Here is a 15,380-nt window from a genome sequence, read left to right on the forward strand (position 1 = left end):
TTGCAAATTCAAATCCGCAAAATCCGAAATCCTCCTCCGGAGTGGATGCTGCACTGCGAATCTTCCTGATCCAATATCTTAGAGTACTGACCTTGATGTCATTTTTTTCGCACCAGGCTTTTTGAGTGAGATTGCTTGACTTGAAGTCGCTTACGCGGCTAGTCCAAATTTCTCTACTTTCATCTATTTTCATAAAAACACCTCCGATTTAATATCTTTGGTGTATTATCTCATTTCTTACTTTTGGAGTCCATGTGGGTTGTATTTGACGGATACAGTATGATTACAAGAATAAAGATACTCAGAATTCAAGGAATGGAAAACGCAATTACAAGCCAAATGGCAGATGAATTTGTTGTAGTAGGTATCAAAAAACACATCCATTTTCGCATAGAAAATATCTGTAGCGATATAAATGGATGTGTTTTTATTATAGTTTGATTATACTTTATACCCTATATCCTATATTCCGGAATGTATGATTGTCTCTTTTTAATAAATAGTTTTGTTTTTAGTTAATATCTAACTTGAATAATTATACTTACCTTTGTAAAAATATCGCTTTGTCAATTCCATATTCTTACAAGTTTTGTGCAGACTTTATTTTAAATGTGCACACTTTATTTCAAATCTACAACAACAGTACAATTTTTTTAATCCTCTATTCCACTGTTACAGATTTTGCTAGGTTTTTGGGCTTGTCCACGTCGCATCCTCTCATAACCGAAACATGGTAAGCCATAAGCTGAAGAGGTATTACCGTGAGTATGCTTGCCAGAATATCATCAACCTTAGGTATGTAGAACACCCTGTCTGCAACCTTTTCAACTTCCGTATTGCCTTCCTGCGCTATTGCTATTACAAAAGCTCCCCTGGCCTTTACTTCCTTCATGTTTGAAACAGACTTCTCAAACAGCTTTTCCTGGCTGGCTATTCCTATTACAGGAGTTCCGTCTTCTATAAGGGCTATAGTTCCGTGCTTTAGCTCTCCCGCAGCAAATGCCTCAGTGTGCATGTAAGAAACCTCTTTCATCTTAAGAGAGCCTTCCATTGCAGTATTGTAGTCAAGTCCTCTTCCTATGAAAAAGCCATTATGCTTTTCCTTTATCTCTTCTGCTATTTCAACTATCTTAGAGTCCTGATCTATTATATGCTGGATCTTGCCCGACGTAAGCTTTATCTCTTCTATCATTCTCTTGTACTCAGCATCGTCTATTCTTCCAGTCTTAAGCGCCATGTCAAGAGCTATCATGTAGAATGAAACCAGCTGAGTTGTGTAGGCTTTAGTAGACGCCACGGCTATTTCAGGCCCTGCCCATGTATAGAATACATCGTCAGACTCCCTTGCTATTGATGATCCTAGCACGTTTGTTATTGAAAGTATCCTTGCGCCTTTCTTTTTTGCTTCTCTTAAAGCCGCAAGAGTGTCGAGAGTCTCTCCAGACTGGCTTACTATTATAACAAGCGTGTTTTCGTCCACAAATGGGTCTCTGTATCTGAACTCCGATGCTATGTCAACTTCCACTGGAATCTTCACAAGCTTTTCTATTGCGTATCTGCCTACAAGTCCTGCATGGTATGCAGTCCCGCATGCTATTATATATACCTTGCTTATATTCTCAATATCTTCTTTTGTAAGATGTATGTCGTCAAGCTTTATACGTCCGTTTTCGTCAAGCCTCTTTGTAAGAGTCTCCTTTATTCCCCTTGGCTGCTCATGAATCTCCTTGAGCATGAAGTGTTCATATCCGCCTTTTGACGCGGCTTCCACATCCCATTCTATATTCATTACTTCCTTTGTCACAGGATTTTGGTCGCAGTCATAAATCTGAACTCCATCCTTTGTAAGCACAACTATTTCACCATCGTCTATGAGGTGAACTTTTCTAGTATAGCTAAGCAGTGCAGGTATGTCAGATGCTATGAAATTTTCAGATTCTCCAAGCCCCACCACCAAGGGGCTGTCCTTTCTTGCCGCTATAAGCCTTTCCGGTTCGTCTTTAGATATCGCCCCTATTGCATATGCTCCTCTTACATCCTTTAAAACCTTGCAAAGCGCATCAAAAAGATCTCCCGCATAGTAGTGGTCAAGAAGGTGTGCAAGCACTTCTGTATCAGTTTCAGAGTTGAATCTGTATCCCTTTTCAATAAGGTCTTCTTTAAGCTGCATGTAGTTTTCTATTATACCGTTATGTACTACAGCTATGCTTTCATTCATGTTGTAATGAGGGTGTGAATTCTCATCTGACGGCGCTCCGTGAGTTGCCCATCTCGTATGACCTATCCCCAGGTTTCCTTCCACAGGGTTTTTGTCAAGATCCTGCTCCAGCACCGAAAGCCTTCCCTTGTATTTTCTTATCTCAAGGTCGCAACCAGTGTTTACCGCAACTCCTGAAGAGTCATATCCTCTGTATTCAAGTTTTGCAAGTCCATTCATTATTACCTCTGTTGCATGTCTGTTTCCAATGTAACCTACTATTCCACACATAATTAAAATCCTCCTTAAAAAATATATATTTTATATTTAAGGAGAAAATCAGCTTCACAAGGCCTCTTTTGTCCCCTTGATCACTCAAGGGTTTTGTAAAGCCATGACGGTGTGATGCCGTTGGGAAATCCGCCGATATTTCGATATTCCCAAATCCTCGTCAACTTGCCCAATTCCAGGCAAGCCCAGGCGCTATGCAGCCACAAGGCCGCATTTTAGCTTTATGCCAATTTTGACTCTATAACACCTGCAAGTCCCTTGGCCAAATCCATTAGCTGACTTTCTTCTTCTCCTTCAAGCATTACCCTAACTAAAGGCTCTGTTCCGGAAGGTCTTATGAGAACCCTTCCACTGCCCTTCATCATATCTTCTATCTTTTGTATCTCGCTTTTTATTACCTCGTCATTCATATATGAAAACTTGTTTTCATTTTTAACCTTTGCATTTACAAGCACCTGTGGGTATACAGTCATCATTTCTGCAAGCGATGACAGGCTCTTTCCGCTTGACTTTACTATCGACGCCAAAAGAAGCGAGCTCAGCACTCCGTCTCCGGTGGTGTTGTAGTCAAGGAATATTAAATGGCCTGACTGCTCGCCTCCAAGATTATAACCTTTGTCTAACATTTCTTCAAGTACGTATCTGTCTCCGACTTTCGTCTGCTCAAGGCTTATGCCGTTTTCCTTCGCGGCCTTGTGAAGACCTATATTGCTCATTACAGTGACTACAAGGGTGTCCTTTTTAAGTTTTCCCTTCTTTTTCATGTCGGCTGCGCATATTGCCATTATGTGGTCTCCATTGACTATTTCGCCTTTTTCATCCACAGCTATAAGCCTGTCCGCATCGCCGTCATACGCAAGCCCCATATGAGCTCCTACTTCCACAACCTTTTTGCAAAGTGCTTTTGGATGGGTAGAGCCACATGAAACGTTTATATTGATGCCGTTTGGCGACGCGCTTATCACTTCTACCTGGGCTCCAAGCTCTGAAAACACAAGCGGTGCAACCTCAAATGCCGCTCCGTTTGCACAGTCAAGCACGACCTTCATGCCTTCAAGGCTATCTCCAGTAATTGACTTAAGATAGTCCGCATACTCCCTTACAGCATCTTTGCCTGTGCTTTTATATCCAATCTTTTCTCCTACAGGTATGTAGTCTATCTTACCCAAATCTTCCACTATGCTTTCAATTTCAAGCTCTATTTCATCTGAAAGCTTGTATCCCTTGTCGCTGAAAAACTTTATTCCATTGTATTCAAAAGGATTGTGCGATGCTGATATTACAACTCCGCAGTCCGCATTGTACTTTCTTGTAAGATATGCAACCGCAGGCGTAGGTACAACTCCAAGGGATATCACATTTGCCCCTTCCGACATAAGCCCTGCAGAAAGTGCAGATTCAAGCATATCTCCTGAAATTCTTGTGTCCATTCCAACTACTACCTTGATTCCCTCTTTACCTTTTCCAAGAACATATGCTCCTGCCTTGCCCAGTCTGTATGCAAGCTCGCAGGTAAGTTCCTTGTTGGCAACTCCTCTTACTCCATCTGTTCCAAAAAGCTTTCTCATAATAGAAAATTCTCCCTTCAAATTGCACAAAAAAATAATAAAGGGAAACAAAATCCCTTTATACATTTTACCACAATTTAACGTTTCATTCCATATAAAGCATACTCTATAATCAAACTTTTCACAGTGATTTGAATTCTGATGATGTTGGACGCACTCATTAAAAAGACGGCCCCTTGGGCCGCCTATGAAAAATGCTTATTTGTTTTTCATTACTTATATATAGCTCTCCTTAAAACCCCTTCCCTTAACCTCTGTGGCCTCGTTAACGCTCATGAATGCACATTCGTCCACACTGTCCACAATCTCAATTATCCTTGGGAGCTCCTTCGAGCTTATTATGGTATATATCACCTTTTGGGATGTCTTGCTGTATCCGCCTTCTCCCTGAAGGAATGTGACTCCCCTTCCTATCTTGGCCATTATCTGGTTTGATATTTCTTCGGACTTATCTGATATTATCATTATTGATTTTTTCTTGTCCAGCATTATCTGTATCCTGTCCACAACCTGGTATGCCACATACATCGATATCAAAGTGTACATTGCCTTTTCAGCGCCGAATACGAGACTTCCAAGGCTCACTATAAACACATTTGAAATCATCAAAGTGGTGCCAAGATTTGCATTCCATTTCTTCTTTACATATGTAGCAACTATGTCGGTTCCGCCCTGCGAGCATTTGCTTTTGAATGTGATTCCCATTCCCACTCCGTTTATTATTCCCCCGAACACGGCGCTTAGTATTATATCGTCAACGCCCACGTTTTTGGATATGTCAGCAGTTAAAAGCAGCATCATTGAGAATATGAACATGTTGAAGAAGCTGTATACTGTAAAATCCTTGTCCAGCTTCTTGTAAGACATCAAAAACAGCGGTATGTTCACAATCAGCACCACAAGCCCTATTTTAACCCCAAATGAAGCATTAAGGAGTATTGCAATCCCGCTCACACCTCCACTTAAAAGATGGTGCGGAACTAAAAATCCGTTTATGGCTATCGCACACAATGTGCTTCCAATTATCATTCCTAATATTCTGAGCAAGGTGAACATAAGATTCATCTCCTTTTCACGCATATGCATTTGCAGGAAATCCTGCTGTTTTCGGGGTCGATTTGAATTGTTAAATACTCTTTTTGAAATGGTATACAAGTATTTCCGCATTACACCCATTGAAACCACTAATGTTTTGCACATTGATTATATACCCGCCGTATATATTTTGCAACTTTTAATTCATTAAATGCATAATTTTTTTTTTATGATTCATCGTATGAATGTTTTATTTTTTTCACTTCATATTCTATATTTGGCTTTTTGTCAACGCGGTGCAAACAGGCCATGTTCTATTGGTATAACTGGATACGAGTCAGACAATTGAAGTTTTTTTTATTTATCAGTCATAACATTGCACTCAAAAAAATACAATCGTCATAACATATCTGCTGTACTTTTGCCCGCTCCAAAAACATATTTATTGACTCCAGTCAGATATGGCATGTCACATTGCTCTTATGCAGCGTCAAATGGAATGCTTCTTTTGCTCATCTATGTAGAGAATATACATCAAACCACTACTATAATAAGGAAGCTTTTTTATAGAACTAAAAAGCAGCCTGCAAAATTGCAGGCTGCCTATGTTTAAAAGGTATATTGATTTATTATTTAGCAGCTACTTTTATAGCCTCTTGTCCTTTTTTTATAGCTTCTGTATTAAGAGGTATGAATTTCTCTTTGCTTGGTCCGAAAACCTTTTTGAAAGCTTCAAGTATAGAATCAGTTGCAACTATACCTGTTACTTCAAGGTATGCACCTAGCATAACCATGTTTGCAACTTTAGGGTTTCCAAGCTCTATAGCTATGTCGTTACATGGCACGTAGTAAACCTCAACGTCATCTCTCTCAACCTTCTGGCTTATAAGAGAAGAGTTTATGAATATCTTTCCTCCTGGAGCAACGTCTTTTTCAAACTTTACTAGTGAAGGAAGGTTCATAATTACAGCAGTAGTTGCATCGTTAGTTATTATAGGAGATCCAACTGGCTGATCAGATACTATAACAGAGCAGTTTGCAGTACCTCCACGCATTTCTGGTCCGTATGATGGAAGCCAAGAAACCTCTTTCTTTTCAAGCATTCCTGCATAAGTTATAAGCATTCCAAGGGACATAACACCTTGTCCACCGAATCCGGCAGAAATTATCTTTTCAGTTGCCATATTATTTTACCTCCTCTTCTTTGTCTGGGTCTCTGAAGTTTCCAAGTGGATAGTATGGAATCATGTTGTCTTCCAGCCATTTTAGAGAATCTAGTGGATGAAGTCCCCAGTTAGTTGGGCAAGTAGAAAGCACTTCAACTATACCGAATCCCTTTCCAGCAAGCTGAATTTCAAAAGCTTTCTTTATAGCTTTTTTAGCTTTTCTTACATTTGCAGGATTGTGTACAGAAACTCTCTCTACAAACGCAGCTCCGTGAAGAGTTGAAAGCATTTCAGATACCTTTATAGGATATCCGCAGTGGTCTACATCTCTTCCGTATGGAGAAGTTGTAGCCTTTTGTCCTGGAAGAGTTGTTGGCGCCATCTGTCCGCCAGTCATTCCGTATATAGCGTTGTTAACGAATATAGTAGTTATCTTCTCTCCTCTTGCTGCAGCGTGAACTATTTCAGCCGCACCTATTGAAGCAAGGTCTCCGTCACCTTGGTAAGTGAATACTACTTTGTCAGGATGTATTCTTTTTACACCTGTCGCAACAGCTGGCGCTCTACCGTGAGCCGCCTCGTGCATGTCACAGTTGAAATATTTGTATGCAAGAACCGAGCATCCAACAGGAGCAACACCTATAGTATCTCCTAAAACGTCAAGTTCTTCTAGAACTTCTGCTACTAGTCTATGGATTATACCGTGAGTACATCCTGGACAGTAGTGAGTTTGCATGTCAGTAAGTCCGTTAGTCTTTTTAAATACCACTGCCATTATTTTGCACCTCCTATTACTTCAAGAGCCTTAGCTTTTATGTCGTTTGGCTCTGGAATCATACCACCAGTTCTTCCGTAGAAAGATACTGGCCATCTTCCAGCTGAAGCTATCTGAACGTCTTCTATCATCTGTCCTGTAGACATTTCAACTACAAGAAGTTCCTTAGCGTTTGGTATTTCGTCGAATGCCTTGAATGGGAAAGGCCATATAGTCTGAGGTCTTATAAGTCCAGCCTTAACGCCTTCAGCTCTTAACTCTTCTATAACGTTTTTAGTTATTCTTGAAGTCGTTCCGTAAGCTACGAATACAAGATCTGCATCTTCAGTCTTGTACATTTCGTATCTAACTTCGTTCTTCTCTATTTCAGCATATTTCTTTTCAAGCTTTAGACAGTGATCTTCAAGCTCCTGTGGATCCAGGTATAGAGAGTTTATTATGTTAGGTTTTCTATCTCCCTTAGTTCCTGTTGTAGCCCAGTCTTTTGCAGGAAGGTCTCTCTTTGTTGGCTCGTTGAATTCAACCGGCTCCATCATCTGTCCTATCATACCGTCTCCAACTACCATAACAGGTGTTCTGTAGAAGTCAGCAACTTCGAAAGCTTCCATTGTCATATCAACAGCCTCTTGTATAGATGCTGGTGCGAAAACTGGAGTTCTGTAGTCTCCGTTTCCTCCTCCTCTTGTAGACATGAAATAGTCTGCCTGAGAAGGCTGTATTCCACCTAGTCCTGGGCCACCTCTCATCATGTTAACTACAACACAAGGAAGTTCTGATCCTACTAGATAAGTTATTCCCTCTTGCTTAAGAGCGATTCCTGGAGAAGAAGACGAAGTCATTGTTCTTGCTCCGGCACCTGCTCCACCATATATCATATTTATAGCTGATACTTCTGATTCAGCTTGAAGAAAAACTCCTCCTATTTTTGGAAGTTCTCTTGCCATGTATTCAGGAATTTCATTTTGTGGAGTTATAGGGTATCCGAAGAAGTATTTACAGCCAGCTTCTATAGCTGCTTTAGCTACGGCTTCGTTTCCCTTCATCAAAATCTTAGCCATTTTATAAGTTCCTCCCTTTAATTAGTCTCTTTCAACAGTTATTATGCTGTCTGGACACATAGTTGCGCAGTTTGTACATCCTATGCATTTGTCTGCATCTGTAACTGATGCTGGGTTATAACCCTTAGCGTTTATCTTTTCTTTGTCGATAGCTACGATGTTTACTGGACATACTGTAGTACAAAGTCCGCATCCCTTACAACGGTCTACATCGAAAGTAACTTTACCCTTAGCCATTTGGACCCTCCTTAATATTTAAAAAAGTTTTAAAAACACTTTATTGAATATATATCTAAAAATCCGGCTGGCATTTTGCCGGCCAAATCTTTTAAACTTTTTACAGCCGCATAGTTTGCGCTATTTTGAATGTCTTAAATGTCTGGCCCCTATGCAACCTTATTATATAAGGTATAGCCGGCCCGCTCTTGCAGGTCCAGCTTACCGTATTGGCATTTATATTTATATTATGCAAGAATGTCCGGTGAGTTTACATCCAGTCTTCTCTCATGTATAGCTTAATCGGGAATACACTTTCCTTTATCTCTTCCGGAAGCTCCTTTAGAATGCTTTCAGTGCATGCTGTGTATCTCAATGGTATGTTCTTAAGCTTTGAAACCTTCTTTGAAAGTTCATGGCCCTTTATGACATCTTCAGCTGTAGTTTCCCTCACAAGGTGTGTATTGTTTATAAGGCCTGTGACCTTAAGTCCCGTAGTCTGCTCTATTTTTTCCATGTGGTCTATTACGCCTTCTGGTGTAGCAGTTTGCTCTCTGTTTGCGTTTACTACGAAAAGCAGGTCGTAGTTCTCTTTGTCAAGGCTTCCCGCAAATCTTGCAAAAGCTCTCGATCCCACGTGGTCTCCTCCAAGGTCTATCACATAGCTGTAATCCTCATTTACCATAGGTGCTGTGACCTCTGCCGAAAGAGCTGGAACGTCTACACATCTTCCATCAATAGAGCTGTCTATAACTCGAATGTTTTTCTCCTGAAGAAAACTTTTTTTCTCCCTAGACCTGAAATATGGATTTACAACGTCAAGGTCTGATATGGCTACTCTGCCCTCTACCATTTCCCTTAGCTTTAGTACATAGTTTATAGCAAACTCTGTTTTTCCACTTCCATAGTGTCCAGTGATTATTCTAACTCTTTTGTCATTTGTAATCAATTTCAATCACCATTTCCTTCCACTTCTATACCGCATTCATGGATTTTTTCCATATTTTCATGAGCAATCCTGCAATCGATTTCCCGCAATTTCATTTTCATTATAACTCAAAAAGTCAATGTATGGTAATGAATATTTATTCCTCGTATTACAAGTTGAGTTTTCAGAAAATTTATAATTTATGCTCAATTCTTGCTTTTAGGCGTAAAAAGTGCAGCATACATACAGCCTCTTGCAATTGTATTCGTATGCGCGGATGACTATGCACACTTCGCTGCATTTTTATTCTTCGCTATTAGTATGCCTGAGCCTCTTCTTCTCCTCTTAGGACTCTTAGTCCGCCTTGAGCAAGAGCTATCATTTCATCTTCTCCCGGATATATCTTAACTGGGCATATGAAACCTACTCTTTCCTCTATATAACTTGTAACCATCTTCGAGTACGCTATTCCGCCAGTAAGCACTATAGCGTCTACTTTGCCCTTAAGAGCCGCAGCACAAGATCCTATTTCCTTTGCAGTCTGGTATGACATTGCATCGTATATTAGCTTTGCATTTTCGTCTCCATCTTCTATCATCTTTTCAACGTCTCTTGCATCGTTAGTTCCAAGGTATGCAACAAGTCCGCCGTTACCCTTAAGCTTTTTCTTCATTTCCCCAAGAGTGAAGTCTCCGCTGTAGCAAAGTTTTACAGTGTCTCCAACTGGAAGGCCTCCTGCTCTTTCTGGTGAGAATGGTCCTTCTCCGTCAAGTGCGTTGTTTACATCTATAACTCTTCCCTTTTCATGAGCTCCAACAGATACTCCTCCGCCCATGTGAGCTACTATCACATTTACTTCATCGTATTTCTTGCCCATTTCAGCAGCTGCCCTTCTTGCAACGGCCTTTTGGTTAAGCGCGTGGAATATAGACTTTCTGTCTACTTCAGGCATTCCCGATATTCTTGCAACGTCGTTCATCTCGTCTACAACAACAGGGTCAACTATGAAAGCTCCAACTCCAGCTTCTGAAGCTATTTCCCTTGCTATTATTCCTCCAAGGTTTGACGCGTGCTCCCCAAGAACACCAACCTTAAGGTCTTCTATCATATTTTCAGAAACAGCATATGTTCCTCCAGCTATAGGCTTTAAAAGCCCTCCTCTTCCAACTACAGCGCTAAGAGAAGATATTTCTATCCCGCCCTCTTTTAGAGCCTCTTCTATTACGCTTTTTCTGAACTCGAACTGGTCCGCTATCTTCTCATACTTGCATATCTCCTCAGTAGAGTGTCTAAGCGTCTTTTCAAATATCTCTTCTTCATTTTCAAAAACTGCTATTTTCGTAGAAGTAGAGCCTGGATTGATAGCTAATATCCTGTATTTTTCCATTTGATTTCATCCCCTTTATATATAAAACTTTGCAGCCTGTGCCTTTATTTTGATGCAGCCAAAACTCCAAGAGCTATAGAGTTAAGCTTTGTAACGTCGCTGTCCGCTCTTGATGTAAGGACAACTGGAGCCTTTGCTCCCACTATAAGTCCCGCATTTTCAGATCTTGCAAAGAACACCATTGACTTGTAAAGCACATTTCCCGCCTCTATGTCAGGAACAAGTAGTATGTCAGCTTTTCCAGCCATAGGGTGATCCATTCCCTTGTGCTTTGCAGCCTCTTCAGATACCGCATTGTCAAGCGCGAAAGGTCCTCCAACCATGCATCCTTCAAACTCTCCAGCCTTGTACATGTCTTCAAGCTCTTTTGCCTCTACTGTAGCAGGCATCTTGTCGTTAACCTTTTCCTTTGCACAAATAACCGCAACCTTAGGCTCATTTACACCTATGGAGTGTGCAACAGAAACAGCATTTTCTATTATCTGCTTTTTAGTCTTGACATCTGGAGCTATGTTCATTGCAGCATCTGTAACAAAGAACATTCTGTCGTATCCAGGTATTGCAAAAAGTGCAACATGGCTTAGTACGTTTCCTGTTCTAAGGCCTACTTCCTTGTTAAGTACTGCCTTTAGTATTATCGAAGTGTCAACAAGCCCCTTCATAACTACATGAGCCTTTCCGCTTGAAACAAATTCAACAGCCTTAAGTGAAGCTGCTGCAAGGTCCTTTTCGTCTACAATTTCGTAGTTTGAAAGGTCTATTCCTTCAGCCTTTGCTATTTCCTCTATTTTCTGCGCATCTCCAACAAGTATGGCATTTGCTATGCCTTCTTTTCTTGCATTCTCAACAGCTATAAGAACCTCTTTGTCCTGAGCGCATGCAACAGATATCGTCTTTGGTCCTTTTTCCCTTGCAAGGGCTATCATTTCCTTGAAATCTTTCATTTATTTCACCTCGTCCTCATATATTTTAGCTTGTTCTTCTCCATTCATAACTCTCATTGCACCTTCATTGAGAGCGCCCATTTCATCTTCCCCAGGCACTGCTATCACCGGTGCTATGAACTGAACCATCTCTTTTATATAATCAACAAGAAGCTTAGAGTGCGCAAGCCCTCCGGTTATGACTACGGCCTGAACGTCTCCCTTCAGCGCAGTCGCCATGGCTCCTATCTCCTTGCCTATCTGGTATCCCATGGCCTCGAATATGAGCCTTGCCTTCTCGTCTCCCTGCTCTATCATCTTTATTACTTCTCTTGCATCGTTTGTTCCAAGGTATGCCACAAGGCCTCCCTGTCCCTTAAGCTTTTTCTTCATATCTTTATGTGTGTATTTGCCCGAATAGCAAAGCTTCACAAGGTCTCCTATTGGAAGCCCTCCCGTCCTTTCAGGAGAAAACGGACCCATTTCATTTGCATTGTTGTAGTCTATATTTGCGCCCTTTCTAACCGGAGCAACGCTTATCCCGCCACCAAGGTGGGCCACTACAAGATTTATGTCCTCGAATCTCTTTCCAAGCTGCCTTGCAACCTTTCGGCCTACAGCCTTTATGTTTAGCGCATGCCCTTGCGATCTTCTCTCTATTTCAGGCATTCCTGATATTCTGGCAACATCATCAAATTCATCCACCGCCACAGGATCAACTATGAAGCTTGGGACATTAGTCATATCAGCTATGGCCTTTGCTATTATCCCTCCAAGGTTTGAAGCATGTTCTCCCCTCTTTCCTTCCCTAAGGTCTTTTATCATTGCGTCAGAAACGCTGTATGTTCCTCCTGGAATAGGAGCCAAAAGTCCGCCCCTTCCAACTACGGCCTTTAAATCCTCTGCTGAAAATCCTTCTTTTTCAAGCCACTGGAGTATTATGTCCTTTCTCATTTCAAACTGCTCCGCTATCTTTTCGTATTTCTCCAGCTCATCTGGAGAATGTGAAAGATTGCTCTCTGCAATGCAGTCTGCATTCTTGAAAAGCGCTACCTTTGTCGACGTTGAACCCGGGTTTATGGCAAGTATATACTCTTTAGACACAAAATCACCTCGTAATATTTTAGTCTTCTACTCTTATATACCTCTTTTTGACGTTTTTATTGCCATTTTTTTTTATTTACCATAAATGCACTGAAATATTTAATCGAAAAGCGGAAAATCATAAGTTTTTTGATGCAAATGTCTGTGTAAAACGTTTTCATATGCATGCGAAAAGCATTCGGAAAATCGATAAAATCGAATCATTGTTTTTTTCTTTATACCAACATGATATATCCAAAACAAAAAAAATGCAATATTAGGATTAAAGATTTTTACATCTCCAATCCCAACGTTGCATTTTTCGGCTCTATTTCAAGTATTTCAAGCCCATCTGGTGTATTGTATTCAATTTTGAATTTTGCAGGATTCTCAAGAGGCTCCTTCATATTGATAAAAATTTCTACATCTTCAGAGGTGAATTTTTTGTTACTTTCCTCTAAATAGGCCACTTTCACTTTTATATTGTCTGGAATATCATTTTTAGAAATGTCTAAATTTTGTATGTTGCCTATATAGCTGATTCTTTCTTTCGAAATATATAAATTTTCTACAACCACTTTTGACATGTCCAAATTCAAAAATATTTTTTTTGTCTCAGAAAAAATATTTTCTGGAATCTGAAGGTCAAGCTCGACTTTTTTATCATTTGCCAGATTGCCTATGTCCAGCGGAATCGTCTTTATGCTCTCTATTTTTTCAATTTCTTCCTCGTTTCCCATGATTAGTATCTTGTCCGGATTCATCAACTTGCTCTTTATCCTGTAGTCTTCATCCGGCTCTCCCTTTAGCACAAGTTCTATGGGAACCTCTTTGCTCTTTTGTATTCCGACCCCAACATATACGTTTTCGTCTTTTATCCCAACTCCTTTGATTTCCCTGCCGTGGTCGTCAAGAGCCACTACATTGCTTTTGGCGTTGAACGACCCCTTTTTGTTTGAAACCGCCAAAGTTACATTAAGTGAATTTATCTTGTCCACAAGGCTTTTGGGGCCGTCTACGAATGTATATTGCGGATTTATATTCACTTCGGATATTTTAAAGCTGTCTCTGGGGTTGCCTTCTATTATAAGATCTATCTTTTTCTTTTCCACAACATATTCTTCCAGCTCTACTGAAATGCTATTGTCAGGTATGAGTGTATATGTGAGCCCTTCAGGCACTTTCACCTGGACATCCATAATGTTTTTGCCTACATGTGGGGCTTTTATACTTGAATACACCTTTATCGTTTCATCCTCCACGTCTTTCATTACAGACCTTCTCCCTCTGAGTATGAGCCTTACGTCAAGCTTTGACTCGGGGGATACCGTCATTCCAGAATCTTTTATCTGCACCATGTTTTGTATGTCCACATTCACACCCGAAAAATCCCTTATTATAATGGGATCAACCTCGGCCATAACATACACCCACATCAAAAATGCAAATGTCATAGATATGATTTTCATCTTTATGTCGTTTTTGAAAAAACTGATCATTTAAAAAACCTACCTTTTCTGAAAAAGCCCTCTTTTTTGCCTTCTTTCCTCTTGAATATGCTCTTTGTTTCATTTTCGTTCATAAGAGCCTTTTGGAGCACCTCCCTAAGGTAATTTACAGTTACATTCCGATAGAGCTTGCCGTTACTGGCAACAGAGACATGCCCGCTTTCTTCTGAAACTATTATTGAAATACAGTCTGACATTTCAGTTATTCCTATTCCTGCCCTGTGCCTGGTTCCAAGCTCCTTGTTGAGATATTTGTTTTCTGTAAGCGGAAGAAAGCATCCTGCAGCCATTATCCTGTTGTTTTTTATGGCTACGGCTCCATCGTGAAGCGGCGTATTTGGAATGAATATGTTTATAAGAAGCTGCCTTGTTATTCTCGCATCTATTTGAGTTCCTGTCTGGATTATCTCATTTATTCCCGTTTCCCTCTCCACTACTATGAGAGCTCCTATTTTCTGCCTAGCCAGAGAAAAAGCAGCCTCGCTTATCTCCCCTATGGCCATCGCCCTGTCCTCTTCGCTTTCAAATCCGCCAGGAGACTTTGCTATGAGCTTTGTTCTTCCGATGTACTCCAGCGCCCTTCTAAGCTCCGGCTGAAATACTATAAGCAGTGCTATTACCCCTACTGTCATAGTGTTTTTGAGTATCCAGCTGACAACATGAAGCTGGAAAAGTTCACTCAGCTTTGTAGCTATTACAAGCACGAGTATCCCTTTGACAAGCTGCTCCGCCCTTGTTTCTTTTATGAGCATGTACAGTTTGTAAAATACATAAGCCACTATTGCTATGTCTATTATGTCAAGTATTCCTATGTTCATTATTATGTCTCTTAAATCCCACAAACGAAAGACCTCCACTTCATCAACTTATTAACTTTATACTATCAATATTATCACACAGGGGCCTATAAAAAAAGTTTATTGACTGCTAACATGAAAATAAGTGAATCCCTCACGACTAAAGTCACAGGATTCCTCTGAAACATGCAATGCAGTTCCTATATATTTATGTAATAAAAAAAGAAGCCCTATCTACTAATAGAACTTCCTCTTTATAAATTGGAGCGGGTGAAGGGGATCGAACCCTCGCAACCGGCTTGGAAGGCCGGGGCTCTACCACTGAGCTACACCCGCATATACTGCAGTATTTGTTTTTATGGTGCGGGTGGAGGGACTTGAACCCCCACGTACTGGACACTAGATCCTAAGTCTAGCGCGTCTGCCAATTCCGCCACACCCGCATGTG

14 protein-coding genes and 2 tRNA genes are annotated in these 15,380 nt (G+C 40.6%); all 16 read right to left on the reverse strand.

Annotated features, from left to right (window positions below; all coding sequences use genetic code 11):
• Positions 1-193 (reverse strand): IS66 family insertion sequence element accessory protein TnpA (tnpA, locus tag BUQ87_RS14415; RefSeq protein WP_416389736.1); only part of this gene is annotated, 193 nt, incomplete at its 3' end.
• A 468-nt stretch (positions 194-661) separates the two neighbouring features.
• On the reverse strand, positions 662-2,488 hold the full coding sequence (gene glmS, locus BUQ87_RS14425; RefSeq protein WP_038266878.1) for a glutamine--fructose-6-phosphate transaminase (isomerizing): 1,827 nt from the start codon (positions 2,486-2,488) through the stop codon (positions 662-664).
• A gap of 221 nt (positions 2,489-2,709) precedes the next feature.
• Positions 2,710-4,056 carry a phosphoglucosamine mutase gene (glmM, locus tag BUQ87_RS14430; RefSeq protein WP_038266875.1) on the reverse strand — a complete coding sequence of 449 codons (1,347 nt, stop codon included), beginning with the start codon at positions 4,054-4,056 and terminating at the stop codon, positions 2,710-2,712.
• 216 nt (positions 4,057-4,272) lie between these two features.
• Positions 4,273-5,103: a YitT family protein gene (locus BUQ87_RS14435; RefSeq protein WP_207647201.1), complete on the reverse strand. Its 831-nt coding sequence runs from the start codon at positions 5,101-5,103 to the stop codon at positions 4,273-4,275.
• Between the two features lie 617 nt (positions 5,104-5,720).
• Positions 5,721-6,275 carry a 2-oxoacid:acceptor oxidoreductase family protein gene (locus BUQ87_RS14440; RefSeq protein WP_038266870.1) on the reverse strand — a complete coding sequence of 185 codons (555 nt, stop codon included), beginning with the start codon at positions 6,273-6,275 and terminating at the stop codon, positions 5,721-5,723.
• Between the two features lies 1 nt (position 6,276).
• Complete coding sequence (locus BUQ87_RS14445) at positions 6,277-7,032, reverse strand: thiamine pyrophosphate-dependent enzyme (protein WP_038266869.1); 756 nt, start codon at positions 7,030-7,032, stop codon at positions 6,277-6,279.
• A complete protein-coding gene (locus BUQ87_RS14450; protein WP_038266867.1) occupies positions 7,032-8,090 on the reverse strand; it encodes a 3-methyl-2-oxobutanoate dehydrogenase subunit VorB in 1,059 nt (352 codons plus the stop codon). Before BUQ87_RS14450 ends, BUQ87_RS14445 begins: the two co-directional genes overlap by 1 nt.
• Before the next feature lie 21 nt (positions 8,091-8,111).
• A complete protein-coding gene (locus BUQ87_RS14455) occupies positions 8,112-8,327 on the reverse strand; it encodes a 4Fe-4S dicluster domain-containing protein (RefSeq protein ID WP_038266864.1) in 216 nt (71 codons plus the stop codon).
• Positions 8,328-8,577: 250 nt separating this feature from the next.
• The gene (locus tag BUQ87_RS14460) at positions 8,578-9,255 is read right to left on the reverse strand and encodes an ATP-binding protein (protein WP_038266884.1); all 678 of its coding nucleotides are present in this window, start codon (positions 9,253-9,255) and stop codon (positions 8,578-8,580) included.
• 295 nt (positions 9,256-9,550) lie between these two features.
• The gene (buk, locus tag BUQ87_RS14465) at positions 9,551-10,621 is read right to left on the reverse strand and encodes a butyrate kinase (protein ID WP_038266861.1); all 1,071 of its coding nucleotides are present in this window, start codon (positions 10,619-10,621) and stop codon (positions 9,551-9,553) included.
• A 44-nt stretch (positions 10,622-10,665) separates the two neighbouring features.
• Positions 10,666-11,565, reverse strand: a complete 900-nt coding sequence (gene ptb / locus BUQ87_RS14470; protein WP_038266857.1) for a phosphate butyryltransferase — start codon at positions 11,563-11,565, stop codon at positions 10,666-10,668.
• Positions 11,566-12,648, reverse strand: coding sequence for a butyrate kinase (gene buk / locus BUQ87_RS14475; protein ID WP_038266855.1), 1,083 nt, complete (start codon positions 12,646-12,648; stop codon positions 11,566-11,568).
• A 272-nt stretch (positions 12,649-12,920) separates the two neighbouring features.
• Positions 12,921-14,126, reverse strand: a complete 1,206-nt coding sequence (locus BUQ87_RS14480; protein WP_038266852.1) for a CdaR family protein — start codon at positions 14,124-14,126, stop codon at positions 12,921-12,923.
• Positions 14,123-14,953, reverse strand: coding sequence for a diadenylate cyclase CdaA (cdaA, locus tag BUQ87_RS14485; protein ID WP_052636264.1), 831 nt, complete (start codon positions 14,951-14,953; stop codon positions 14,123-14,125). The genes BUQ87_RS14480 and cdaA overlap by 4 nt, the downstream gene beginning before the upstream one ends.
• 241 nt (positions 14,954-15,194) lie before the next feature.
• Positions 15,195-15,268: transfer RNA gene (locus BUQ87_RS14490), tRNA-Gly, on the reverse strand.
• 23 nt (positions 15,269-15,291) lie between these two features.
• Positions 15,292-15,375: transfer RNA gene (locus BUQ87_RS14495), tRNA-Leu, on the reverse strand.
• Positions 15,376-15,380: the final 5 nt, after the last annotated feature.

Source organism: Peptoclostridium litorale DSM 5388, from assembly GCF_900141635.1.
GTDB lineage: Bacteria > Bacillota > Clostridia > Peptostreptococcales > Peptostreptococcaceae > Peptoclostridium > Peptoclostridium litorale.